Below are 24,623 nucleotides of genomic sequence, written 5' to 3'. Positions count from 1 at the left end.
GGAAGGAAGAAATCCTTACTGTATGAAGTTTTACGCTACTCTCTTTCAATATAAAGTGATAAAATGCAAAAACACAAATCTATAGATATTCGATCCCAAATAAATTAATCATATATTCAGAAAAGAAAATAATTTCAAAGAAGGTGCTGGAGCGCTTCCCTATGTCTTTTGAAAGATAATGGCCCAACGTTTTCGCCATACGTTGTCATATCGTCTTATATCAAGTGCGTGCTACAGTAGAGGAGTTGTTCAAGAGCTACACAAGTTTATATGATCAGGAGGCGCCAGCATAAAATTTTACTGGTATTGTGTAAAATTATTTGTACAACACAAATATAACACTATATATAATGAAAATATATAATCGGAAGTTGGGAAATCGATAGGGCAAATAACGCTATATTTATAGAAAAATGAGATTCATTTTCCCAATAAAAAATAGTACAAAAGTAAGGAGGGACGTTTTAAGATGAATGATATAGGATTTCTTATCAAAGAAGAAAGAATCAAACAAGATATAAAGCAATCAACCTTGGCAAAGGGAATTTGCTCGGTCTCTTATCTTAGTAAGATAGAGAATAACACATCGAAGGCTAGTCAGGAAGTAATTGCTTTATTATTAAAAAGACTGGATATAGCCATTGATTCTTTGGAAACTCCTTCGATAGAAGAAGAAAAGAAGATACAGGAAGATTTATTAACGATATACAAAGAACTCACCATTAACAAAGACAAGAAATATGCGAAAGAAAAAATTAAGTGCATACAAGATCAATTTACCTCGCTATCTGCAAGCTCTTCGTTGTTGATTTATAAAAACTTAGTTTTGTTAAGATTGTTTTTAACGTTAAATGATAAAGACAATTGTGGTAAGTACCTAAAATGGCTGCTAAGTATTGATGATAGATTAGATGATTTTCAACAATATTTACTCTCCAAGTTACAAGCGATTTACTATTATCAAAATCTAGATATAAAAAAATCGATTTTCTTTTTAAATAAAATAAGCGAAAAGAATTTTTCAATTTCCTTAGCGGAAGAAGCTGATCTCCATTTTATTAGTGGCATGATTTATATGGCAGATCATGAAGTCATAAAAGCGATTGAATCAATAAATACAGCTCTCCATTATTTTACGAGTCATTTTTATATGGCTAGGGCTGTTGAATGCTATATATGTTTGGGGATATGTTACAAAAATGCTAATTGGCTACGAAAAGCTCAAGATAGTTATTCTTTAGCCATCAAAATAACAAATGAACTACAACTCGATCAATTTAAAGGTATTATCTATCACAATTTAGGCGTGCTATATTCCGCTCAAAATGATAGTGAGAAAGCAATCGAATACTTTAAAAAAAGTATCCAGCATAAAAATGACGATACGAAAAAAATCGTCTCAGTACTTTATATACTGAAAGAACTCTCCAAAAATGGTTATCCATCTCATCAAGAAGAGTTAAAAAACTGGATTCTATTTGTTGAAAGTATACTTAATCCAAGTAATATTCGGTATCAAGAATATAAATATCATTTGACGATGTTTAAAGGATTACTGGACCAAAAATTTAATGAAAAGAATGTAAAAGAATCTTTAGCTTTTTTTAAAGAGAAGCATGATCACAAGAATTTTAGTTATTATAGCAACATGTATGGGGGATATCTGTATAAAAACGGCCAGTATAAAGCAGCTGCAGAGTATTTTCAACAAGCTTACTTATCCCGCGTTAACGGGCAGTAAGACCCCCCACCTCAAGGTTTAGAGGGAAATGAGAAAGATAGGTGGGGGATCAACTACCCGTAAAAGCCCGATTGGTTCGGGGCAACAAGATGTTGGTCACTCAGGTGTTGCCACAGGACGTGGCGCTTTTAACCTGAGTTCTTCTATTTCAATGGGGGATGGAAGAAAACTACCACTGATGGAAGCTTCACTTTATCCCACGTTAATGGGTAGTAACCTCCACTGGGTGAAGTTTTACTTTCATAAGGCTCTGTTATAGTGCAATGTTGATATAGAATACTTTTTGTTCATGAAGCGAAAGGCGGTGGCATTAACAGGAGAGACAAGCAAAATAAGATCTTCCATTTCAACGTAGCGAGAGAAGTAAGGGCTGTTTGTCTATGGATGCCCGCCTGTAGTGACATAGTGAAAAATCGATCAATTTCTATAACGGAGTAAAAAATATACAAATGGAGGAAAGAACATGAAAAAAACAATCATTTCACTTCTTTTGGTTTTCACTGCATTCTTTTTATCTGTTGACTACACTTTAGGCCAAAAAATTCAAAGCTCTCTTTCACCATTAACAAATTTATTCAAACCACTTGATGAGGTGCCAGATATTGCGTTGAAGATCAAACCGTTAGATGAAGTACCAGAAATAGCGTTCAATATTGAACCACTTGACGAAGTACCAGAGATTGCATTCACCGTTGAACCACTTGATGAAGTACCAGAGATCGCTTAAATTCTAGTATGATGAAAATATAAATTTATCTAGTTCTAATAGAGGCGCTACGTTGATGATAAAAGACTCTCTAAGAGCAAATAGCTATATCAAAAGAGCACCGCAGGAAAAATCGCTGCTGGTGCTTTTTAAACATCTGTTTGTTTTTCCGCTTTAACGGGCAGTAAGACCCCCATCTCAAGATATAGAGAGAAATGAGAAAGATAGATGGGGGATCAACTGCCCGTAAAAGTCCGATTGGTTCGGGCGGGCAGGATGTTGGTCACTCAGGTGTTGCCACAGGACGTGGCGCTTTTAACCTGAGTTCCTTTATTTTAGTGGGGGATGAAGAAAACCCCCACTGATGGAGTTTCACTTTATCTAGTTTTTGCCAATCTTACAAAAGTTCATGCAGCATTTACTCTAGTTAATGAGAGGAGATCATGATGATATTTTTTGATATTGATGGTACTTTATTCGATCATGATAGAGCTGAAACATTGGGAGCTTTAGATTTCTATCATAAATACGCGAAAGAATTAGCTTATACTGTGGACGAATTCGCCGATATATGGAGTAATCTATCAAAGAAATATTTTGAAAAGTATTTAAAAAAAGAATTAACATTCCAGGAACAAAGAAGAAAAAGAATGGAAGAATTATTTGCTAAGAACTTTACGGATGAAATTGCCGATGAGAAATTTAGTGAATATCTTTACTTTTATACTCAAAGATGGGCAATTTATGCCGATGTCATAAATTGTTTAGCGTTCTTAAAGGAATCGGGTTATTCTCTAGGGATCATTACGAATGGGGACAATCAACAACAAACAGAAAAACTAAAAAAATTAGGCATCAAAGAATATTTCGATCATCATATTTTTGCATCTAGTAAAATGGGCTTTTCTAAACCTCACGCCAAAATATTCGAAGCTGCCTGTAAAAGAGCGGGGTGTCAGAAAGAAAATTGTTACTATATTGGTGATAATCTAGAAATAGATGCAATCGGCAGCATGAAAGCAGGTTTAAAAGGAATTTGGTTAAATAGGAAACATAAAAAGACTTCTCAAGATGTTATAACCATTCATACGCTCGATCAAATAAAGGAAATACTCGCTTGACAGTTTTGAATTTTCTATACATATTTTATCAATTTCATCATGTAAGTCTATTTTTATATTTCCCCTCATATATTAGAATGTCCAAGCATACAGTGATAGAAAGGACAAGGAGGGGAAATGAAAATGACATTTCAACAAGATAATGCGACTTATACTATTCCAACAGGAGATCATTTATTAACGGTGCGTAATCGCAAAAGAATGGACGTTACATCTGTAAAATCAATTGAACGGTTTGATCAAGAGGAGTTTTTAGTACTCACCTCTCAAGGTCATCTCCAAATTCGTGGGGAAGACTTAAGGATTGTACACTTAGATGTAGATAAGGGGTTGCTCACTTTAGAAGGAACTGTGAAAAACCTTCAATATGATGAAGAGGAAAGTGGACTATCTCGTAGCATTTTGCATAAATTATTTGGATGACAGTTTCTGAACAATTCCTCAGCATAGCAGCACTAATTGCGAGTGGTGTTATCGGAGCAGCTTGTATTGATTTAGTACGCACATTCAGTCATTACGCGCCACCGAAATCTTTATGGCGAAAAGGCTACATCATATTTGAATTATCTACATGGATTCTATTAGGAATTGGCACATTTCTATTATTGATGATCGTGAGGGATGGGGAGTGGCATTTTGTGGATTTCCTCTCCCAGCTAGCAGGTTTTTGCCTTTACCAGTTATGTCTGCAAGGAATTTTTCGCTTTATAGGGCGGATGATTGATAGATTGGTTATACAACCTATATTTTTTATGTGGCATTTATTGATAAGCCTCATACGACAAATCATTCGGCTAATCGTTGCTATATTCAAGATTATTACATTTCCAATAGCGTTTGTTGTCAAAAAAATTAAAAAGTTAACTCTTAAAAAATAGGTAAAAGTTAGATATAATAACATTGATATGTAAATAAAGATGATTGCCACTAACCATACTCAAGGAGGGTACCCGCATGCCACTAACATCTAAACAACCGTATAAAAAAACAACCCAAATGCCAACTGATTATACGAAAACGGAAACACGAAAGAAAATGATAAGCCGTAATCGTAAAATTGGTTTGTATCGTCGTTTAACATTAATGACACTAGTATTTACATTAATTGCAGGTTCCCTTATTTTTATGTTGATCAAGCAAAAACATGTATTGGCAGAGAAAGAACAGCAAAAAATTGAATTGCAACAGGATTTAGCAAAACAAAAAGAGAAACAAGATGATTTAAAAATCCAAATTGCGAAATTAAAAGATGATGACTACATTGCTAAGCTTGCACGCAAGGATTTATTCTTATCTGAAGATGGGGAAATTATTTTCTCAATCCCAAAAGCCTCAGAAAAAGATAAGAAAAAAACAAATTCAAAAGAGTAGTCTTATTGACACTCTTTTTTTGTTGGCTATAATAAAAGGTAAGAACCACTAAAGTTTTACAAATTGATTATAAGGCTTAACAAGTCGCTTAAATTTTAAGGAGGAGCATTTTTTTTATGTCAATTGAAGTAGGCAGCAAGGTACAAGGTAAAGTAACAGGTATCACAAATTTTGGAGCATTCGTGGAGCTGCCAAATGGCTCAACAGGTCTTGTTCATATTAGTGAGGTTGCTGACAACTACGTAAAAGATATTAATGACCATTTAAAAGTTGGAGAAATGGTTGAAGTGAAAGTTATGAATGTTGAAGCTGACGGTAAAATTGGTTTATCCATCCGTAAGGCAAAACCTCAAGCTGAACGACCAGAGCGTCCTCAACGTTCACGCCATAATAACCATCGTTCAAATGATCGTGGTGAACATCGTCAAACAAAAGAAAACTTTGAACAAAAAATGGCACGATTCTTAAAAGATAGTGAAGATCGTCTTGCTACATTAAAACGTGCGCAAGATTCTAAACGCGGTGGCCGTGGCGCAAGAAGAGGATAACTTGCTGGCTACTTTAATCGTAGAAAAAGTGTTTTATTGATATGATGGAGACTATTAGAAACCCTTAGGGAAATATTTTCTAATAGTCTTTTTTAATTGAATCAATTATAAGAAAATATACTCTTTACCGCACATTAACAGACAATAAGACTCCACTGTATGAAGCCATCTTATTTTCCTAGGGTATTATGCCAAAAATGATAGATGAAATATCGACAAAAGAGGCAAAAGAAAAGAAGCTATCTTATTTGGAATAGCTTCTTTTAGTGTTTGTTCTACAAATAGTTTCGTTTACTAGCTGTATAAAAGTATGGCGGCAGAGGGGATCGAACCCCCGACCTCACGGGTATGAACCGTACGCTCTAGCCAGCTGAGCTACGCCGCCGTTTGAAACAACATAATAAATAATACAAGAGGATATAATTCAGTGTCAAGCGGTTTTTGTTAAAAAAATATGGTCTATGCTATTTATCGTCGAACGATTTTTTGTATGCACCTTCAGGAACAGACAAACTTTACACAAATTTCTAGGTATACTAGCAGAAATATATAATGGAGGTTTTGTCACAATGAGAAAAGTGTTTATACAATCAAACAAACTATCATTTCCGAAAGTAGCTTTGAATTTACAACAACAATCCCCTATCCTTTTTGCCATGACGCTATGTTTTGCCGCCTTTTTCTTATCTAAAGCTATTCTTTTTGAAGCGATTGTCCCCTTTTTCTTACCGACACTAGCTGTTGTATTTGTGAATCACCGAGATTATTTTATGTGGGCGCTCATCGGAGGAATTATTGGTAGTATTACATTAGGAATGGGTGAACTGTTTATTCATATCATTGAATTACTTCTCTTTTTACTACTGATCAAAACATTTATCCGTAAATGGTCTGTTTCATTTGTAGTTGGATTGTCCGTATTTCTTACTCAAATGGGATGGCAAATGATTTCTTATCATGCAGAACCCCCGACAATGATTCTAGTATATGTTGGCTACGAGAGTGTATTATCCATTTTTATGACTTTATTTTTAATGCAGCTTTTATTGCCCATGCCAGCTTTGTGGAAGGCTTCTTGGTCTTTAGAAAGAATAGGAGCGGCACTAATTGTACTAGCTGTCATGCTAACTGCAACGAACAATGTGGTTTGGAAGGTGCTATCTCCTACGTATATAGCTTTACAGTTTATCATACTGGCTTCCGCTTATGTTGGAGGGGTTACATTATCAACCGCTATTGCTGTTTTGATGGGGACTATTATTAGTTTATCTCATTTATCTTTCAGCGGAATGATCGCGGTGTATGCTTTGACAGGTCTTTGTGCAGGAATATGCAAAAAATTAGGACGTTTTGGAATTGTGTTAGGAAGCGGCATTGCAACAGCATTTTTTACACTCTATGATGTCACATTACCAATTGATAAAACATACTATATAGCTTTAGGTGTGGCAGCTCTTTTATTCTTTACAATGCCTAAAAGCTGGCTACAATATTGGCAACGGCAATTATATCCAAATCAAGAGGATGTGTTGTTGGAAAGGCAGCGCTGGCTTACTGAAAAAGTAACGACCAAATTAACCAATTTCAATGATTTTGTTATTTTTATGAAAGAATTGGTGAATGATCGCTTTAGTATTGCCGAGCAACAGCAGGAAGTGGAGATAGAAGCAAGACCGTTATCTCCTTGTGAAAGTTGTTATCGATTTGAAAAATGTTGGGGAAAGGGAAAAGCAGAAATGGAACCTTTGATGCAGCAGTGGTTAATGGCACAAACAATTGGTCATAATGGTTCTAGGTTGCAATATGACGATAAAATTCGTAACAAATGTGTGCGTTCATCATTATTTTTAAATTCTCTGGCAGAATATGTTTCAAAACAACAGTTGAGTGGTCAATTCCAACATGGTAAGAAGATGATTGCTTTACAGCTAAGAGATATGTCTACCCATATCGATCGGGTTATGAAGGACATGACAAACGATACGGTTTCATTTCAACAACAAGAAGATCAATTAGCCAATCGCTTTAGAGAAATAGACATTGATTTCTTTCAAATTGATATTTTGACGAATGATCCCGGTTATAGAAAGATTGTTTGTTGTATTCCATATAAAAAATCTCAATGGGAAACAGACCAAATGGTTTCAGAAAGATTGATCTTACCAGTTCTCCAAGAAGTTTTCAAAGAACCATTTGAAATCCATCAAACGATCAAGAAGACAAAGCCTTATGCACATTTGCAAATCACTTTCCAATCAGCGATACGATTTGAGATGCAGTATGATGTATTATCAATGTCTAAAAATAACACGATGTATTCTGGAGATTCTCATGCCGTATTTTCACTTAACCCCGGTTTGACCGTTATTCTGTTATCGGACGGAATGGGGCATGATAAACGCGCGCATAAAGAAAGTAGAAAACTGATCCGCTTGATGCGGCAATGTTTAAATCATCAAATGTCACCTGAAACAGCTATGCATACGCTACATTATGTCATGTCGCTCAAGCAAGATGAAGAAATGTATGCGACGATGGATTTTGCATTGATCGATCTACAGCATGGAAAACTATGGTCTTGGAAGGCGGGAAGTATGGCAACATATTTAGTAAGAGGAAAAGAAGTCACTAGGGTTGAAAGTGCCAGTGAGCCGTTTGGATTGTTTACATCATTTTCAGTTGAAGCTGAACAAAGAAATTTAAAGGCGGGAGATATTATCTTCATGTGCACAGATGGCTTGTTCTTTGAGGATATGCCATGGGTGCAACAAGAAGAGCTATTACGCAATAGTTTATTACGGCATAGGCATCTTCCTATTCAAGAGATTTGCCCCCAAATTTTAAATACTTTTCGTCATAATAATCAACCAATGGATGATTGTACCATCGTATGTGTTGAAATCCAACATAAAACAGTAAATTGGTCATTATTTAAGCCTACTTTACAAGAAATTTCCCGGGAAAGAATGGTAAAATAATGATGAGGTGAGAAGATGACGAAACTCGAGCAAAAAGTATCTGAATATATCCAACAATATAGGTTGTGTCATGTAGGAGATCGTCTTCTTGTAGCTTGCTCTGCCGGAGCCGATTCGATGGCTTTACTGCATTATTTACATCATCAACAAGAGAAATTAGGTGTTTCTGTTGCAGCTGTGCATGTCAATCACATGTTAAGGGGTGAAGATGCAGCTGGTGATCGACACTATGTAGAATCTTTTTGCAGGGAACGTGGCATCCCGGTATATGCCACTGATATTCCCATCCCATCTATTTTAGAAGCGGAACAAGGCAATATGCAGGCGGTTTGTAGAAGAGAGCGTTATGCCTATTTTGAACAGGTCATGACAGAAACAAACAGTTCTAAATTAGTCGTAGCGCATCATGCAGATGATCAAATCGAAACAGTTTTAATGGCGTTGATCCGTGGATCGCATGATATTGGGATGCAAGGGATCTTACGCCGTCGACCATTTGCAAATGGAGAATTGATTCGACCATTTCTTTCAATAACTAGAGAGGATATTCTTGAATATTTGCAAGCCCACAATCAAGATTATAGAGAGGATTCCAGCAACAAAAAGGACTCCTACACTCGAAATCGAATGAGACACCATGTTGTCCCATTATTAAGAAATGAAAACCCAAAGATAGCAGAAGCGGTTATGCACTATACTGAAAAAGTACAAGCCGATGAAGAATTATTGCAATCAATGGCTAAGGAAGCTTTGCAAGATGTATTGATTGAAAAACAGAGCGATTTATGGAAAATTAATATAAATACATTCCAAAATCAGCCGCTTGCTTTACAAAGGAGAATCATTCTACTACTATTAAATTATCTCTATAAAGATACAATCATGTTACAAAGTTACACCCTTTGGAATTCCATTCTAAAACTAGTACGAACAACAACTGGAAATGCGACGATTGATTTACCTAAAGGAGCAAAAGCAATTCGCCAATATGATGAGTTAATCCTGATGAAAAAGGTAAGTACATCTCATCCAACATCTAAGATTTTGCCATTTGGACATTGGATTGAATTACCTAATCAGTTGCGCCTTTATATCGGGAAAGTGGATGACAAGATGCCATCAGATATATCATCACAGGCAAAAAGCTACTTTGTAAATGCAACATGTTTCGCATTACCATTACATATTCGTGGCAGAATGGATGGAGATCGCATACAATTGCTTGGAGCAAATATACAAAAGCGAATTTCCCGTCTTTTTATTGACGAAAAAGTTCCAATGGCGCTTAGAGAAATTTGGCCGATTGTTGTTACCAATGACAATGAGGTCATTGCCGTCCCAGGGCTCCGTGTAAGTAGCTATTTTTCGAATAGCAAACGATTAACGGATGATACAATATTCATCGTTGATCAGCAAACTTTGTAGTGTCTATATATAATCAAGGAGGAACTAAAGATGCTTCAGAAGGACATCGAAAAAGTATTAATTTCAGAGGAAGAGTTACAAGACAAGATTAAAGAGCTTGGGGAATCTCTAACAATAGAATACCAAGATAAGTTTCCATTATTGGTGGGTGTACTTAAAGGTGCAATGCCATTTATGGCAGATTTGATGAAACGAATTGATTCTTATGTGGAAATCGATTTTATGGATGTAACTAGCTATGGTAATGCAACCGTTTCTTCAGGAGAGGTAAAAATTGTTAAAGACCTGAACACTAGCGTTGAGGGTCGTGATATTATCATTATTGAGGATATTATTGATAGTGGTCTTACACTAAGCTATCTTGTCGATTTATTTAAATATCGTAAAGCAAAATCTATCAAGATCATTACTTTGTTAGATAAACCATCTGGTCGTAAGGTGGATTTACGAGCAGATTATGTTGGCTTTGAGGTTCCAGATGCATTTGTGGTAGGTTATGGCTTAGACTACGCAGAAAAATACCGTAATTTACCTTATATAGGTGTTTTAAAGCCATCAGTTTACTCGTTTTAAGAAAGATGTATCTTTTTAGACAATTTTAAAAGGAAACATCTTGAATAAGAGGCTTTTCATTGTACGACCAAAACTTCATATGTTAAGATTTACTATAGTTTTTCTGTTTATCTTGTGAGGAGGCTGGGGATGAATCGAATATTTCGATACACCATATTTTATTTATTAATTTTCCTCGTGATTATCGGGATCTTTGGGACGTTTAATAATGCGAACCAACCTACGAAAGAGATACAATATCACGAGTTTATTACAGCATTAGAGAATGGCAAAGTAACTAAAGCTACAATTCAACCAGATAATGCGGTTTATGTAGTAAAAGGTGAAATGGAAGGGTATAAAAAAGGCGAGTCTTTCGTTACCAATATACCCCTTGATGATCAAGAATTGATGAATGAGATTCATAAAGAAGCGAAGGCAAATACTAAGATCCAATTTTTAGGGGCTCCAGAATCGAACGGATGGATTCAATTTCTGACTGGGATTATTCCATTTATAGTCATCTTTATCCTGTTCTTCTTCTTGTTGAATCAGGCTCAAGGCGGCGGAAATCGTATGATGAGCTTTGGCAAAAGTAAAGCAAAATTATATGATGACCAAAAGAAAAAAGTTCGTTTCACAGATGTAGCTGGTGCCGATGAAGAAAAACAAGAACTTGTAGAGGTTGTAGATTTCTTAAAAGACCATACCAAGTTTGATGAAATTGGCGCACGTATTCCAAAAGGGATCCTATTAGTAGGACCTCCAGGTACAGGTAAAACGTTATTGGCTCGAGCAGTAGCTGGTGAAGCTGGCGTTCCTTTCTTCTCAATCAGTGGTTCTGATTTTGTTGAAATGTTCGTTGGTGTCGGTGCTTCTCGTGTGCGTGATTTATTTGAAACTGCTAAGAAAAATGCTCCATGTATCATCTTCATCGATGAAATTGATGCAGTAGGCCGTCAACGTGGTGCAGGTTTAGGCGGTGGACACGATGAACGCGAACAAACGTTGAACCAATTACTTGTTGAAATGGATGGTTTCAGTGGAAATGAAGGTATCATCATCATCGCTGCAACTAACCGACCAGATATACTAGACCCTGCATTATTACGTCCAGGTCGTTTTGACCGACAAATTACTGTAGGTCGTCCAGATGTAAGAGGTCGTGAAGCAGTACTTAAAGTACATGCTCGTAAAAAACCATTAGATGAAACAGTAGACTTAAAGGCAATTGCACAACGCACCCCAGGATTTTCCGGTGCAGATTTAGAGAATTTATTGAACGAAGCTGCATTAGTAGCAGCCCGTGAAAATAAGAAGAAAATCGATATGGGCGATATTGATGAAGCAACCGATCGTGTTATTGCTGGGGTTGCTAAAACAAGCCGTGTCATTTCGGAAAAAGAACGTAATATTGTTGCATTCCATGAAGCCGGACACGTAGTGGTAGGCTTGACATTAGATGAGGCAGAAAAAGTGCATAAAGTAACAATCGTTCCTCGTGGTCAAGCTGGTGGTTATGCTGTAATGCTTCCAAAAGAAGATCGTTATTTCATGACAAAACCAGAACTACTAGATAAAGTGGCAGGGTTACTTGGTGGACGTGTATCAGAAGATATTGTCTTCGGTGAAGTTTCAACAGGTGCTCATAATGACTTCCAACGTGTAACAAGTATTGTTCGTTCAATGGTTACTGAATACGGTATGAGCGATAAACTTGGACAATTGCAATTTGGCTCTAGCCAAGGTGGCAATGTATTCCTAGGTCGTGACTTAAATTCTGAACAGAACTATTCCGATCGCATTGCATACGAAATTGATCAAGAAATGCAACAAATCGTGAAGGAACAATATGAACGTACAAGAAAAATTTTGACAGAACGTCGTGATCTTTTAAATCTAATTGCTACAACTTTACTTGAAGTTGAAACATTAGATGCTGAACAAATCGAGCATTTAGAAAAATACGGTAAGCTTCCAGAACGCTCTTATGAAAGAAAAAGTCATAAGCTTGGAAACGAAAACGATGCTCAAGAGATTGAATCTACTGATGCTAAAATTGTTCAAGAAACAAAATTAGATATAAACGGTAAATCTGATCCGACAGTTAGCGATCTGCCTAAAGATTCTAACGGTGAGCAAAAAAGCGATGGAATTCAAGAAGAACATTGATCATTGCAACAGTAAGGGCTGACTCCTACATTCAGTAAGGTAGTCAGCTTTTTTTCATCTATGTAGATATGTTATGATTCATGAAGAATGACATAATAAGTGAGGATAATTTTCATGATTTTAGTGATGGATGTAGGAAATACGAATATCTCAATAGGAATTTATAAAGAGGATCATCTTGAACACCATTGGCGAATGAAAACAGACACCTTAAAAACAGAAGATGAGTATGCTATGCAGCTTAAAACTCTGTTTATGGATGGAGACTTATCTTTTAAAGACATACAGGGTATTATCATTTCTTCGGTCGTACCGCCAATCATGTTTTCGCTTGAAACGATGTGTCGGAAATATTTTTCTATCGAACCTATAGTAGTAGGACCTGGGGTAAAAACAGGGCTCAATATCAAATGTGAAAATCCAAGAGAAATCGGTGCCGATCGAATTGTCAATGCTGTTGGAGCTATCCAAGAATATGGGTCCCCAATAATCGTTGTAGATTTCGGTACAGCAACAACATATTGTTATATCAATGAAAATAAAGAGTACATGGGTGGTGCAATTGCCCCGGGGATGACAATATCTATGGAGGCACTTTTTACGCATTGTTCGAAACTGCCGAGAATAGAAATTGCGACACCTCAAAACGTTATTGGAAAAAATACGGTTTCTTCTATGCAAGCAGGTATTGTATATGGTTATGTAGGACAAGTGGAAGGAATCATTGGACGCATACGCCAACAAGATAGAGAAGATGCATTAGTGATTGCAACAGGCGGTCTAGCAAATTTGGTTGCAAAAGAATCTACTATTATTGATATAGTTGATCCGTTTCTAACGTTAAAGGGATTAAACATTATTTATAAAAGAAATCATGAAGAAAAGGAGAAAAAGAATGGCTGATTATTTAGTAAGAGGGCTTGGATTTAACGGGAGTGTCCGTGCGTTTGCGGTTCGTACAACTGATACTGTAGGTGAGGCACAACGCCGACATAACACATGGCCTACCGCTTCTGCAGCACTTGGGCGAACAATGACTGCAACTGTTATGATGGGAGCTATGTTAAAAGATGATGCTTCTATTACGGTGAAAGTAGATGGTAATGGTCCAATTGGTCCTATGGTCGTTTGTGCAAATGCAAAAGGAGAAGTGCGCGGATATGCGATACACCCACAAGTTCATTTTGATTTAAACCCACAAGGTAAGCTGGATGTTCGTCGTGCAGTTGGTACAGAAGGGACAGTAACAGTTGTAAAAGACCTTGGTATGCGCGATCCTTTTACAGGACAAGTACCCATCATATCTGGAGAAATTGCAGAAGACTTCACCTATTATTTTGCCAAATCTGAACAAGTTCCGTCATCTGTTGGATTAGGCGTATTGGTGGATACGGATGACACCATTCTTGCAGCTGGTGGTTTTATTATTCAAGTATTACCCGGTGTCGATGACGAAACCATTACAGAAATTGAAGAACATTTATCAACCATCGAACCTATCTCTAAAATGATTCAAAAAGGGTATACGCCGGAACAGATTTTAGAAGCAATACTGGGCGAAGAAAATGTTCAAATTTTGGATCAAATGCCGGTTAAATTCCAATGCACATGTTCTAAACAACGTTTTGGGGCTGCCATTCTTAGCCTTGGTGAAAAAGAGATTCAAGAGATGATAGATGAAGATGGTATGGCGGAAGCACATTGTCATTTCTGTGAAGAAAAATATCACTACTCTAAAGAAGAACTAGAAGGTTTTATCGAAGAAATTCACTCACAAAAGAACTAATTTCCATAATTTGAATCAATTCCATAAATTTTTTATATCAATTTTATATACACTTGAAATGATATTATTATATTTGGTTCATTGAATAGACAAAAATAGTCTATATTTATTAAAAACGTAAGATGTTTTTATTGACAAACTATTTTCAAAAGTTGTAATATAAAGACAATAAAGCATATTAAAATACTAGGGATTAGGAGAGGAATAGTAGATGAGTAAAATCGTAAATTCAGTAGTAGAATTAATTGGCAATACACCGATCGTAAAATTGAACCATGTAACAGGACCTAACGATGGGAATGTTTATGCAAAACTAGAATATTTTAACCCAGGCAGCAGTGTAAAAGACCGTATCGCAGCAGCAATGATTGAAACAGCTGAAAAAGAAGGAAAATTAAAACCAGGTAGCACAATTGTTGAACCTACAAGTGGTAACACTGGTATCGGTCTTGCTATGGTAGCAGCAGCAAAAGGCTATAAAACTGTTATTGTCATGCCTGATACGATGAGTGTTGAACGTCGTAATCTATTACGTGCTTATGGTGCTGAACTTGTTTTAACTCCAGGTGCAGATGGTATGAAAGGTGCTATTGCTAAAGCAAACGAGCTAGTAGAAAAAAATGGCTGGTTTGTACCACAACAATTTGAAAACCCTGCAAATGTTCAAGCACACCGTGCAACTACTGGCCCAGAAATTATCGAAGCATTCGAAGGCTTAAACTTAGATGCTTTCATCTCAGGTGTTGGTACTGGTGGTACTGTAACAGGTACTGGCGAAGTATTAAAAGAAAAATATCCAAATATTGAAGTCATCGCTGTAGAACCAAAAGATTCTCCAGTACTTTCAGGTGGTAAACCAGGTCCACATAAAATTCAAGGTATTGGCGCAGGTTTCGTTCCTAAAGTGTTAAATACAGAAGTTTATGATTCTATTTTCCAAGTTGCAAATGAAGATGCATTCGATGCAGCTCGTAAAGTAGCAAGAGAAGAAGGCGTGTTAGCTGGTATTTCATCTGGTGCAGCATTGTATGCAGCAATTGAAACAGCAAAACGTCTAGGAAAAGGCAAAAATGTTTTAGCACTTCTTCCTGATACAGGTGAACGTTACTTCAGTACAGCTTTATATCGCTATGATGACTAATTGATACTTATCCTATTAAGAAAGAGTACTCAAAAACAATGAGTACTCTTTTTTCTGTGGGAAAAACTTTTTCATGTACAGGTTGGAGCAATTGTTCATGGATACCGTTATGGCAAAAGTAAAGTGCCAGTCATAGTGATTAACTGAATGATCTTATAGGTCTTAAGTAAGCATAATTCAAAATCCATATACAATTACGTCTTATGATGGATTGATCAAGTGGATAAAATTATTACTTTGTTAAATACATAGGTGTTGTTATACTGAAAGCAGATTTAGAAAGAGAATATGGAGGTTTTCAATTGGTCATTCAACTGATAAAATCTGAACCTTTTCCAATACAAAAAGATGTCTTTTTTAATAGCTATAAAAAGAGAATAGAAAATGAAACACATAGTGTATTTTTAGAAAGTGGACGAGGTGGCACCAAAACAATTGCTGCCTGGAACCCGCTTGCTGTCGTACAATCTACAGAAAATGGATTACAAATCGATTGGCGAAATGGTAGACGAGATCTACACATAGGGGAACCCCTCCAATTAGTTGAACAATTGCTTTTACAATATAAAGTTGATGCGCCAAGCGATTCTTTTTATGGGGGTGCTATTGGTTTTATAGCATATGATTATGTGCGGAAGATTGAAGTACTTCCGAATATCGCTAAAGATGATCTACAAATTCCAGATATATACTTTTATATAGTGGACTGTTGGACGGTATTAGATGTTGAACATGAAAAGGCAACTGTTATGAAATTATCTACATCTGATATAGACGTGGAGGAACTAGCAAAAAGCTGGCAAACTGACTGTTCAAAAAGTTACTTTAATCATACAACTGCTCAGGCAGTAAAAAATGATGACTCTCGCTTGGTTTCGATGACATGTGACCAGTTTAAGGAGGCTGTTGAACAAATTCAACGCTATATTGCTCAAGGGGACGTATTCCAAGTCAACTTATCTGTCCGTCAGGCCCAAAAAGTAGATGTGGATCCCATCATCATGTATGAAGCGCTCCGCACATTTAATCCCTCTCCGTATATGGCGTATATCGCTTCACCTCATTTTTCGATTGTATCGGGATCGCCAGAATTGTTACTTCAAAAATATGGAAACAACCTATCAACTCGCCCAATTGCAGGAACACGTCCACGTGGCAAGGATGACGCTGAAGATAGGACGCTTGCGGACGAATTGATCCATCATGAGAAAGAACGTGCTGAACATATCATGCTTGTCGACCTTGAGAGAAACGATTTGGGGCGCGTTTCTGAATACGGCACCGTTCATGTTGATGAATTGATGGTGATTGAAAAATATTCACATGTTATGCATATTGTTTCGAATGTGCGCGGGAAGGTGTCAAAAGATAAAAGCAATGCAGAAATTATTCGGGCGGTTTTCCCTGGAGGAACCATTACGGGTGCTCCCAAAATACGTACAATGGAAATCATTGAAGAATTAGAACCTGTGCGACGCGGATTGTATACGGGGTCAATTGGCTGGATCGGATTTAATGGAGACATTGAACTAAATATTGTTATTCGTACATCTTTTATCAAAAATGGATTAGCCTATATTCAAGCGGGTGCAGGTGTTGTTATTGATTCAGTGCCTGAGCGTGAATACATAGAATCACTCAATAAAGCAAAAGCGCTATGGCAGGCTAAAACAATGGCGGAAGGAGTAAAAGAACGATGATTTTAATGATTGATAATTATGATTCCTTTACATACAATTTAGTTCAATATTTTGGTGAGCTAGGTGAGCAATTGCTTGTTAAGCGTAATGATGGCATTAGTATCGAAGAAATAGAAGAAGTGCGGCCTGAAATGATTGTAATATCACCGGGACCCTGTAGTCCAAACGAAGCTGGAATCAGCCTTGAAGTCATTCAACATTTCACAGGGCAAATTCCCATATTAGGGGTATGTTTAGGACATCAAGCGATTGCGCAAGCGTTTGGTGGGAAAGTGATACGTGCCAACCGTTTAATGCACGGTAAAACATCGGCGATCTATCATGATGATAAAGGTGTAAATAAAGATTTATCGAACCCTTACACAGCAACAAGATATCATTCGTTAATCGTTGAAAAAGATACACTCCCAAGCTGTCTTGAAATCACCTCTTGGACAGCAGAGGGAGAAATCATGGGCATCCGCCATAAGGAATTTGCAGTGGAAGGCGTACAATTCCATCCGGAGTCCATCATGACCCAAGATGGTAAAAAACTTTTAAAAAATTTTATCACTACCTATTGCAAGGAGAGAGTACAATGATTTGTTGGATGAATGGAGAGTATATTGAGAGTACAGAATTATCTGTTTCGCCAACTGACCATGGTTATTTATATGGATTGGGCTTTTTTGAAACATTTCGTACATACAACGACAAACCCTTTCTTTGGAATGAACATTGCGCACGTATCCAAAGGGCTTTAAAAGAATATCGAATTACGATGTCCTACACTTTCGAAGAATTACGGGATGTTATAATAGAATTGAATAAACGAAATGGACAGACAGATGGCTATTTCCGCTTAAATATTTCTGCTGGCGAAGGTGGTATTGGATTAAGTAAAACACATTATTCAAACCCTAATGTTATTATTTTTCGTAAAGAACTTCCAACAGCTTCAAGAGGTCACGAGAAAAATGCAGTTTGGTTGAACACGATACGTAATTCACCAGAGCAGGCCATTCGCTATAAATCCCACCATTATGCCAATAATATACGAGCTCGTTTTGAAGTACCTTCCTTGAAAGAATTAGAGGGCTTCTTTGTTAATGCAGAAGGCCATATAGCAGAAGGGATTACTTCGAATATTTTCTGGGCAATAAAAAAAGAACTATATACACCTTCTATTTCTACAGGAATTTTACCAGGTATTACACGCCAACATGTATTACGCTTGGCTCATGAGGTAGGACTAAATATACATGAAGGAAAGTATAGGCCGCAGGATTTAGAAAAGGCTGATGAATGTTTTATCACAACTTCAATTCAAGAGTTGATTCCTATTAAAAAATTGGACGAAAAATGCTTTCTAGGTAATGTAGGAGACATCTATCGGCAATTACATACCATGTATATCGCATCTATTGAAAGGGAGTAAGAAGATTGAATCTTGACAAATATAAAGTATTAACAATTGATGGTCACACATTAGATTTTGCAAATGAAACAGTCGTTATGGGAATTTTAAACGTCACACCTGATTCTTTTTCAGATGGTGGTCAATATGATTCTGTTGAAAATGCAGTGAAGCATGCTAAGGAAATGGTCGCTGATGGTGCTAAAATTATTGATGTTGGTGGAGAGTCTACTCGACCAGGTCATACCCCTATTTCAGCAGAGGAAGAACTTTCTCGAATCATTCCGGCAATAAAAGCTATTCGCTCAGAAGTCGATGTATTAATCTCTGTTGATACATTTAAGTCACAAGTGGCACGTGCTGCTATTGAGGCGGGTGCACATATTATTAATGATATTTGGGGAGCGCAATACGATCCTAAAATGGCGAATGTAGCAGCAGAGCTTCATGTGCCTATTATTTTAATGCATAATCGTACAAACGAAGATTATGGAGAAGATTTTTGGGCAGATGCTAAAAGGGATTTAGAGAAAAGTATTGATATTGCCCATAAGGCAGGAGTAAAAGACGAATATATCTGGTTAGACCCAGGTATCGGATTTGCTAAGTCACACGAACAAAATATTGAGATGATGAAAGCTTTACCGCGTCTTGTAGATATGGGATATCCGGTATTACTAGCGACATCGCGCAAACGTATGATCGGTAATGTGCTTGATCTTCCAGTAAGTGAACGTATGGAAGGAACTGGAGCAACTTGTTGCTATGGAGTAGACAAGGGTTGCCATATGGTAAGAGTACATGATGTAAAACCGATTGCAAGAATGATGAAAATGATGGATGCGTTGAAATAACAATGACAGTCAATTGTAATCAATTCTTTGCATGAATGGACGATAATTCTTCACTTCAATACGTAAAAACAGTCATGAGCGATTGCTCCCCAGCTGCATATCCTGCATGAAAGCTAGGGCAATAAAGCAGCAACAGATGTTTTATATGTCAACAGCAAAGCGCAGGTGGAATTGCCTAAGTGACTAACTTAGTGTTAAATCTGTTGAACCATGGCTTCCGGTGGCTGTCACGGATTTGAAAGAGGAGCTTTTCAAGCATACTCGAAAAATTCGGACGCAATACGCTGAGGCATAATTGATAAAGCGTAACTTTAAGTATTTAATACGATAAGCTGATGTTAGGAGAAACAAAATGGATTATATTCACATTAGAAATATGGAATTCTATAGTTTTCATGGTGTGTTGCCGGAGGAAACTAGGCTAGGGCAACGTTTTCGAGTGACCGTGTCTATTGCTACGGATCTACACCATGCTGGCGAAACAGATGACCTTCATCATACCGTAAGCTATGCAGAAGTTTATGAGGTTTGCCAAAAAATTGTAGAGGGAAAACCATTTAAATTGATCGAATCAGTTGCCGAGAAAATTGCTGCAGAAATACTAGGAACGTATTCAAATATAGTAAAGGGGATTCGTGTCGAGGTTATCAAGCCGGACCCACCAATTCCAGGTCACTACAAAGAAGTATCTGTAGAAATAACTAGGGGAGTGTTTGCATGAATGAGGCATATATTTCATTAGGGTCTAATATGGGGGATAAAGAGGAAACATTACGTCATGCTGTACAATTATTACAACAACATCCGGCAATCATGGTGGTGAAACTTTCATCGATTTATGAAACGGACCCAGTTGGCTACACGGATCAAGACGTTTTCTTAAATATGGTGATCCTTGTACATACGCCATTAGCTGCACAAGAATTATTGGAAGAATGTCAAAAAGTGGAGCAAGCATTAAAAAGAGTTCGTGTTATTCGATGGGGTCCACGAACGATAGACCTTGACATTTTACTCTATAATCATGACAATATTGAAACAGAGACGCTTATTGTACCTCATACTCGAATGCATGAGCGTGCATTTGTTCTCGTTCCTTTAGTGGAAATTGCACCAGAGCTTAAGCATCCAACGATTGGTGTAGCATTTCAAGCGCTACTTGAGCAAGTTGGGAAAGAGGGCGTCAGACGATGGAAGACAGCCACTGATTTATCAGGATTCATCCTTTCCAAGGGCTCAAAGAATTCATTAAGTTAGATTCTTTCAATGAACCAGATTGCTTCGTTTCATTGTGTAGAAACAGGGTCTAGAACATGTTGATTTTTTAGGAAATCATTATTGGATATATCGAAATAAAGTAATAAATATAAACCCAAAGACGAATGCATAATCGTCTATTAAGGAGGAAAAACGGTGACTTTAATGAACGATAAACCGTTTAAAATTGGCGATATTGTCATGGACAATCGTGTCGTACTTGCGCCAATGGCTGGCGTCTGTAACTCGGCATTTCGTCTAACGGTGAAAGAATTCGGAGCGGGCCTAGTATATGCAGAGATGATTTCAGATAAAGGGATCGTTCATCGTAATAATAAAACGATGAGTATGCTATATATTGATGAACGTGAAAATCCACTTTCACTCCAAATTTTTGGTGGCGACAAAGAAACATTAGTTGAAGCAGCGCGATATGTAGATAAATATACTACAGCGGATATCATCGATATTAATATGGGTTGCCCTGTCAACAAAATTATTAAATGTGAAGCAGGAGCTAAGTGGTTATTGGATCCAAATAAAATTTATGAAATGGTTTCTGCAGTTGTGGATGCTGTTGACAAACCCGTAAGCTGTAAAATGCGTATCGGTTGGGATGAGGATCACGTTTATGCAGTAAAAAACGCACAAGCTGCAGAACGCGCTGGGGCATCTGCCATTGCCATGCACGGTCGTACTCGTCTTCAAATGTACGAAGGAAAAGCAAATTGGGATATTTTAAAAGAAGTAAAAGAGAATATCCATATTCCATTCATCGGCAATGGTGATGTTGAAACGCCAGAAGACGCTAAACGCCTATTAGAATATACAGGTGCTGATGGTGTTATGATTGGTCGTGCAGCATTAGGAAACCCATGGATGATTTATCGTACAGTTGAATATTTAAAATCAGGTAAACTAATGCCTGAACCACCAATTCGTGAAAAAATGGATGTATGTTTACTGCACTTTGATCGTTTGATGAAACTTAAGGGAGAAAGCATTGCCGTACGTGAAATGCGTAAACACGCTTCATGGTATTTAAAAGGTGTAAGAGGCAATGGTAAAGCACGTAATCGTATTAATCAAGCCGAAACGGCATTAGAGTTGCACACGATCTTAAACGAACTTGTCGAGGAAATCGAGGAGCAAGAAAATGTTCCCGATTATATCCAATTGGGTTAATAGGTTATATGAATTCTAAAGAGGGGGTGTCTCAAAGGCGTTTTTAACACTTTTAGACATCCCTTAAGTTATGATGTTACTTTTCTATTGTTCTACCCTGTACCTGTATAAGGGACAGTAAGATCTCACACCTCCAAAGCGTAAGCAAACTTTCATTTTTGTGAGCGATTGCTCCCATCCGTATATGAAAAAAATCTATTAAAAATAATGATTAAATGGTAGTTTCTGAACACTTCTTTTTTCTCTATATCCCACATGTAATGTTAGATTTAAAGGGAAAATGAGTAGAAAGACGTGATTCATCTATGAAAATTGTGTACAATAAATACATTATGGACTGCTAAGCGCAACAAATATAAGGAGTGAAAATTGTGGCAGAAGAATTAAATGACCAACTTTTGGTGAGACGCCAAAAAATGGATTCTATAAGAGAAAAAGGCTTAGACCCATTCGGTCAACGCTTTGAACGCACACATTTATCAAGCGAATTAAAAAAACAATACGCTGATTTATCAAAAGAAGAATTAGAAGAAAATGAACATCCAGAACAAGTAGCGATCGCTGGCCGGATCATGACAAAACGTAGCAAGGGTAAAGTCGGTTTTGCGAACATCCAAGATCTTGGCGGTCAAATCCAAATCTATGTACGTAAAGATGCAATTGGTGAAGAAGCCTATGATATTTTTAAACATGCTGACCTTGGTGATATCGTAGGGATTAAAGGTACAATCTTTAAAACACACGTTGGTGAATTAACTGTTAAAGCACTAGAATTCACTTTCTTATCTAAATCTTTACGCCCATTACCTGAAAAATTCCATGGCTTACAAGACGTAGAACAACGTTATCGCCAACGTTATTTGGATCTAATCACAAATGAAGATAGTAAAGCAACTTTCATCACGCGCAGTCAAATCATCCGTTCCATTCGTAATTTCTTAGACAATAAAGGCTACTTAGAAGTTGAAACACCAATGTTAAACTCTGTAGCAGGTGGTGCAGCAGCTCGTCCATTCGTTACACACCATAATGCATTAGATGCAACGATGTATATGCGTATAGCAATTGAACTATACTTAAAACGTTTGATCGTAGGTGGTCTTGAAAAGGTATACGAAATCGGTCGCGTATTCCGTAACGAAGGTGTATCTACTCGCCACAACCCAGAGTTCACTTTGCTTGAACTATATGAAGCATACGCGGACTTCCACGATATTATGGATCTTACTGAAGATTTATTTGGACATGTTGCTCAAGAAGTACTCGGTACAACTCAAATTCAATATGGTGAAGATACAATCGATCTTTCTAAAGGCTGGAAACGTCTACACATGGTAGATGCGGTGAAAGAGGCTACAGGTGTAGACTTCTGGAAAGAAATGACGAAAGAAGAAGCACAAGCTCTTGCTCATGAACATCATGTGGAGATTAAGGATACGATGGAAGTAGGGCATATTATCAATGAATTCTTTGAACAAAAGGTAGAAGAAACATTAGTACAACCTACATTTGTTTATGGTCATCCCGTTGAAATTTCACCACTTGCTAAGAAAAATGCTGAAGATCCACGATTTACGGATCGTTTCGAATTATTCATCGTACGACGTGAACATGCCAATGCATTCACAGAATTAAATGATCCAATTGACCAACGCGAACGTTTTGAAGCGCAATTACGTGAAAAAGAACAAGGTAATGATGAAGCACATGAAATGGATGAAGATTTCTTAGAAGCATTAGAATATGGTATGGCCCCTACTGGTGGTTTAGGAATTGGCGTAGACCGTTTGATCATGCTTTTGACAAACGCTCAATCTATTCGTGACGTGTTATTATTCCCATTAATGCGTTCACGTGACTAATGAAATGATTCACAAATAGATTTTATACTGATACGACGTTCTTTTCATTTGAGAACGTCGTTTTTTGCTGTTTATCAACCTTCATTTATCCCGCTTTAACGGGCAGTAAGACCCCCACCTCAAGATGTAGAGATAAACGAGAAAGATAGGTGGGATCAACTGCCCTTAAAAGTCCGATTGGTTTAGCCAACCATCAGTAGGAGATGAAGAAAACCCCACTGATGGAATCTTCACTTTATTTAGCAGCTGTTTGTTGCAACAAAAGCGAAGTGGCAAGAGCATATGTTTTTCCGTGGCGAAAGCAAAGCGACAGGAGCACTATGTTTTCCTGCGACGAAAGCAAAGCGACAGGAGCATATGTTTTCCTGCGACGAAAGCAAAGCGACAGGAGCATATGTTTTTTAGCGAAGGTGAAGTGCCGATGTAGATTTTTATTTTAATAATTTTACTTGCATATGTAATGATATAGTGTTATATTGATTGAGTTGCTAATTTTCTTAACTTGTTAGCTTAGAAAATCATTGACATTAAAAAATGAAGATGATATAATATAAAAGTTGCTGTCGAAGATTTGCAACTTATTTATCAGAAACTTAAAAGTTAAAAAATATTGACAAAACAATATTGTTATGTTAAAATAACTAAGTCGCTGATAAGTGATGAGATATGAACCTTGAAAACTGAACAAACAAGATGTTAATCAATAAAATTTGTTCACTAACCTCCGTTAGTGATAAAGACAAAATAGATATCATCTTCGGATGATACGCTAGCAAAGCAAATGAGCTTTCAAACTTGACTTTTATGGAGAGTTTGATCCTGGCTCAG

General features: G+C 37.1%; 24 protein-coding genes and 1 tRNA gene. 24 read left to right on the top strand and 1 reads right to left on the bottom strand.

Features of this window, described 5'->3' with window-relative positions; translation table 11 throughout:
- The first annotated feature begins 469 nt into the window (after nucleotides 1–469).
- From FEZ13_RS18640 to FEZ13_RS18605, 9 genes are all read left to right on the top strand, one after another.
- Complete coding sequence (locus FEZ13_RS18640) at nucleotides 470–1,741, top strand: helix-turn-helix domain-containing protein (protein WP_146553907.1); 1,272 nt, start codon at nucleotides 470–472, stop codon at nucleotides 1,739–1,741.
- 28 nt (nucleotides 1,742–1,769) lie between these two features.
- On the top strand, nucleotides 1,770–2,000 hold the full coding sequence (locus FEZ13_RS18635) for a hypothetical protein (RefSeq protein WP_146553906.1): 231 nt from the start codon (nucleotides 1,770–1,772) through the stop codon (nucleotides 1,998–2,000).
- A gap of 204 nt (nucleotides 2,001–2,204) precedes the next feature.
- Nucleotides 2,205–2,468, top strand: a complete 264-nt coding sequence (locus tag FEZ13_RS18630) for a hypothetical protein (RefSeq protein ID WP_146550921.1) — start codon at nucleotides 2,205–2,207, stop codon at nucleotides 2,466–2,468.
- A gap of 194 nt (nucleotides 2,469–2,662) precedes the next feature.
- Nucleotides 2,663–2,812: a hypothetical protein gene (locus tag FEZ13_RS19735; RefSeq protein WP_186725985.1), complete on the top strand. Its 150-nt coding sequence runs from the start codon at nucleotides 2,663–2,665 to the stop codon at nucleotides 2,810–2,812.
- A gap of 81 nt (nucleotides 2,813–2,893) precedes the next feature.
- Nucleotides 2,894–3,568, top strand: a complete 675-nt coding sequence (locus FEZ13_RS18625) for an HAD family hydrolase (RefSeq protein ID WP_146553905.1) — start codon at nucleotides 2,894–2,896, stop codon at nucleotides 3,566–3,568.
- A gap of 123 nt (nucleotides 3,569–3,691) precedes the next feature.
- On the top strand, nucleotides 3,692–3,991 hold the full coding sequence (yabP, locus tag FEZ13_RS18620) for a sporulation protein YabP (RefSeq protein ID WP_146550923.1): 300 nt from the start codon (nucleotides 3,692–3,694) through the stop codon (nucleotides 3,989–3,991).
- On the top strand, nucleotides 3,988–4,446 hold the full coding sequence (yabQ, locus tag FEZ13_RS20550; protein WP_146553904.1) for a spore cortex biosynthesis protein YabQ: 459 nt from the start codon (nucleotides 3,988–3,990) through the stop codon (nucleotides 4,444–4,446). Before yabP ends, yabQ begins: the two co-directional genes overlap by 4 nt.
- Nucleotides 4,447–4,522: 76 nt before the next feature.
- The gene (locus tag FEZ13_RS18610) at nucleotides 4,523–4,939 is read left to right on the top strand and encodes an FtsB family cell division protein (RefSeq protein ID WP_146553903.1); all 417 of its coding nucleotides are present in this window, start codon (nucleotides 4,523–4,525) and stop codon (nucleotides 4,937–4,939) included.
- Between the two features lie 116 nt (nucleotides 4,940–5,055).
- The gene (locus FEZ13_RS18605; RefSeq protein WP_146550926.1) at nucleotides 5,056–5,487 is read left to right on the top strand and encodes a S1 domain-containing RNA-binding protein; all 432 of its coding nucleotides are present in this window, start codon (nucleotides 5,056–5,058) and stop codon (nucleotides 5,485–5,487) included.
- Between the two features lie 311 nt (nucleotides 5,488–5,798).
- Here the strand turns inward: FEZ13_RS18605 and FEZ13_RS18600 are convergent.
- A tRNA-Met gene (locus FEZ13_RS18600) sits at nucleotides 5,799–5,872 on the bottom strand.
- Nucleotides 5,873–6,056: 184 nt separating this feature from the next.
- Between FEZ13_RS18600 and FEZ13_RS18595 the strand changes: the two genes are divergently transcribed.
- The 15 genes from FEZ13_RS18595 (at nucleotide 6,057) to lysS (ending at nucleotide 23,795) form a co-directional block, all read left to right on the top strand.
- A complete protein-coding gene (locus FEZ13_RS18595; protein ID WP_186725984.1) occupies nucleotides 6,057–8,465 on the top strand; it encodes a SpoIIE family protein phosphatase in 2,409 nt (802 codons plus the stop codon).
- A 15-nt stretch (nucleotides 8,466–8,480) separates the two neighbouring features.
- Nucleotides 8,481–9,890, top strand: a complete 1,410-nt coding sequence (gene tilS, locus FEZ13_RS18590; protein WP_146553901.1) for a tRNA lysidine(34) synthetase TilS — start codon at nucleotides 8,481–8,483, stop codon at nucleotides 9,888–9,890.
- A 30-nt stretch (nucleotides 9,891–9,920) separates the two neighbouring features.
- Nucleotides 9,921–10,463, top strand: a complete 543-nt coding sequence (gene hpt, locus FEZ13_RS18585; protein WP_146553900.1) for a hypoxanthine phosphoribosyltransferase — start codon at nucleotides 9,921–9,923, stop codon at nucleotides 10,461–10,463.
- Nucleotides 10,464–10,592: 129 nt separating this feature from the next.
- Nucleotides 10,593–12,614, top strand: a complete 2,022-nt coding sequence (ftsH, locus tag FEZ13_RS18580) for an ATP-dependent zinc metalloprotease FtsH (protein WP_146553899.1) — start codon at nucleotides 10,593–10,595, stop codon at nucleotides 12,612–12,614.
- Nucleotides 12,615–12,728: 114 nt separating this feature from the next.
- Nucleotides 12,729–13,517 carry a type III pantothenate kinase gene (locus FEZ13_RS18575; protein WP_146553898.1) on the top strand — a complete coding sequence of 263 codons (789 nt, stop codon included), beginning with the start codon at nucleotides 12,729–12,731 and terminating at the stop codon, nucleotides 13,515–13,517.
- Nucleotides 13,510–14,400, top strand: a complete 891-nt coding sequence (gene hslO, locus FEZ13_RS18570; protein WP_146553897.1) for an Hsp33 family molecular chaperone HslO — start codon at nucleotides 13,510–13,512, stop codon at nucleotides 14,398–14,400. Before FEZ13_RS18575 ends, hslO begins: the two co-directional genes overlap by 8 nt.
- Before the next feature lie 211 nt (nucleotides 14,401–14,611).
- Nucleotides 14,612–15,541: a cysteine synthase A gene (gene cysK, locus FEZ13_RS18565; protein ID WP_146550933.1), complete on the top strand. Its 930-nt coding sequence runs from the start codon at nucleotides 14,612–14,614 to the stop codon at nucleotides 15,539–15,541.
- 308 nt (nucleotides 15,542–15,849) lie between these two features.
- On the top strand, nucleotides 15,850–17,241 hold the full coding sequence (locus FEZ13_RS18560) for an anthranilate synthase component I family protein (protein WP_146553936.1): 1,392 nt from the start codon (nucleotides 15,850–15,852) through the stop codon (nucleotides 17,239–17,241).
- On the top strand, nucleotides 17,238–17,822 hold the full coding sequence (gene pabA / locus FEZ13_RS18555; RefSeq protein WP_146553896.1) for an aminodeoxychorismate/anthranilate synthase component II: 585 nt from the start codon (nucleotides 17,238–17,240) through the stop codon (nucleotides 17,820–17,822). The genes FEZ13_RS18560 and pabA overlap by 4 nt, the downstream gene beginning before the upstream one ends.
- Nucleotides 17,819–18,658 (top strand): aminodeoxychorismate lyase, encoded by an 840-nt coding sequence (pabC, locus tag FEZ13_RS18550; RefSeq protein WP_146553895.1) that lies wholly within the window; start codon nucleotides 17,819–17,821, stop codon nucleotides 18,656–18,658. The genes pabA and pabC overlap by 4 nt, the downstream gene beginning before the upstream one ends.
- Before the next feature lie 5 nt (nucleotides 18,659–18,663).
- Nucleotides 18,664–19,491: a dihydropteroate synthase gene (gene folP / locus FEZ13_RS18545; RefSeq protein ID WP_255473248.1), complete on the top strand. Its 828-nt coding sequence runs from the start codon at nucleotides 18,664–18,666 to the stop codon at nucleotides 19,489–19,491.
- A 352-nt stretch (nucleotides 19,492–19,843) separates the two neighbouring features.
- On the top strand, nucleotides 19,844–20,212 hold the full coding sequence (gene folB / locus FEZ13_RS18540) for a dihydroneopterin aldolase (RefSeq protein WP_146553894.1): 369 nt from the start codon (nucleotides 19,844–19,846) through the stop codon (nucleotides 20,210–20,212).
- The gene (folK, locus tag FEZ13_RS18535) at nucleotides 20,209–20,748 is read left to right on the top strand and encodes a 2-amino-4-hydroxy-6-hydroxymethyldihydropteridine diphosphokinase (protein ID WP_146553893.1); all 540 of its coding nucleotides are present in this window, start codon (nucleotides 20,209–20,211) and stop codon (nucleotides 20,746–20,748) included. The genes folB and folK overlap by 4 nt, the downstream gene beginning before the upstream one ends.
- A 165-nt stretch (nucleotides 20,749–20,913) precedes the next feature.
- On the top strand, nucleotides 20,914–21,933 hold the full coding sequence (gene dusB, locus FEZ13_RS18530; protein ID WP_370467739.1) for a tRNA dihydrouridine synthase DusB: 1,020 nt from the start codon (nucleotides 20,914–20,916) through the stop codon (nucleotides 21,931–21,933).
- Nucleotides 21,934–22,304: 371 nt separating this feature from the next.
- Nucleotides 22,305–23,795 carry a lysine--tRNA ligase gene (lysS, locus tag FEZ13_RS18525; RefSeq protein ID WP_146553891.1) on the top strand — a complete coding sequence of 497 codons (1,491 nt, stop codon included), beginning with the start codon at nucleotides 22,305–22,307 and terminating at the stop codon, nucleotides 23,793–23,795.
- Nucleotides 23,796–24,623: the final 828 nt, after the last annotated feature.

Source organism: Rummeliibacillus sp. SL167 (genome assembly GCF_007896505.1).
GTDB classification, from domain to species: domain Bacteria; phylum Bacillota; class Bacilli; order Bacillales_A; family Planococcaceae; genus Rummeliibacillus; species Rummeliibacillus suwonensis.
The sequence above is the reverse complement of the archived record's forward strand: the minus strand, read 5'-3'. Positions and strand labels throughout refer to the sequence as shown.

Excerpts from the sequence above, each read along its gene's own strand:
- cysK (WP_146550933.1), top strand. The coding sequence starts at position 14,612 with ATGAGTAAAATCGTAAATTCAGTAGTAGAATTAATTGGCAATACACCG.
- hslO (WP_146553897.1), top strand. The coding sequence starts at position 13,510 with ATGGCTGATTATTTAGTAAGAGGGCTTGGATTTAACGGGAGTGTCCGT.
- FEZ13_RS18605 (WP_146550926.1), top strand. The coding sequence starts at position 5,056 with ATGTCAATTGAAGTAGGCAGCAAGGTACAAGGTAAAGTAACAGGTATC.
- FEZ13_RS18625 (WP_146553905.1), top strand. The coding sequence starts at position 2,894 with ATGATATTTTTTGATATTGATGGTACTTTATTCGATCATGATAGAGCT.
- folB (WP_146553894.1), top strand. The coding sequence starts at position 19,844 with ATGGATTATATTCACATTAGAAATATGGAATTCTATAGTTTTCATGGT.
- folK (WP_146553893.1), top strand. The coding sequence starts at position 20,209 with ATGAATGAGGCATATATTTCATTAGGGTCTAATATGGGGGATAAAGAG.
- dusB (WP_370467739.1), top strand. The coding sequence starts at position 20,914 with ATGAACGATAAACCGTTTAAAATTGGCGATATTGTCATGGACAATCGT.
- yabQ (WP_146553904.1), top strand. The coding sequence starts at position 3,988 with ATGACAGTTTCTGAACAATTCCTCAGCATAGCAGCACTAATTGCGAGT.
- FEZ13_RS18635 (WP_146553906.1), top strand. The coding sequence starts at position 1,770 with ATGAGAAAGATAGGTGGGGGATCAACTACCCGTAAAAGCCCGATTGGT.
- hpt (WP_146553900.1), top strand. The coding sequence starts at position 9,921 with ATGCTTCAGAAGGACATCGAAAAAGTATTAATTTCAGAGGAAGAGTTA.
- pabC (WP_146553895.1), top strand. The coding sequence starts at position 17,819 with ATGATTTGTTGGATGAATGGAGAGTATATTGAGAGTACAGAATTATCT.
- ftsH (WP_146553899.1), top strand. The coding sequence starts at position 10,593 with ATGAATCGAATATTTCGATACACCATATTTTATTTATTAATTTTCCTC.
- yabP (WP_146550923.1), top strand. The coding sequence starts at position 3,692 with ATGACATTTCAACAAGATAATGCGACTTATACTATTCCAACAGGAGAT.
- pabA (WP_146553896.1), top strand. The coding sequence starts at position 17,238 with ATGATTTTAATGATTGATAATTATGATTCCTTTACATACAATTTAGTT.
- FEZ13_RS18575 (WP_146553898.1), top strand. The coding sequence starts at position 12,729 with ATGATTTTAGTGATGGATGTAGGAAATACGAATATCTCAATAGGAATT.
- FEZ13_RS18610 (WP_146553903.1), top strand. The coding sequence starts at position 4,523 with ATGCCACTAACATCTAAACAACCGTATAAAAAAACAACCCAAATGCCA.
- FEZ13_RS18595 (WP_186725984.1), top strand. The coding sequence starts at position 6,057 with ATGAGAAAAGTGTTTATACAATCAAACAAACTATCATTTCCGAAAGTA.
- tilS (WP_146553901.1), top strand. The coding sequence starts at position 8,481 with ATGACGAAACTCGAGCAAAAAGTATCTGAATATATCCAACAATATAGG.
- FEZ13_RS19735 (WP_186725985.1), top strand. The coding sequence starts at position 2,663 with ATGAGAAAGATAGATGGGGGATCAACTGCCCGTAAAAGTCCGATTGGT.
- FEZ13_RS18630 (WP_146550921.1), top strand. The coding sequence starts at position 2,205 with ATGAAAAAAACAATCATTTCACTTCTTTTGGTTTTCACTGCATTCTTT.
- FEZ13_RS18640 (WP_146553907.1), top strand. The coding sequence starts at position 470 with ATGAATGATATAGGATTTCTTATCAAAGAAGAAAGAATCAAACAAGAT.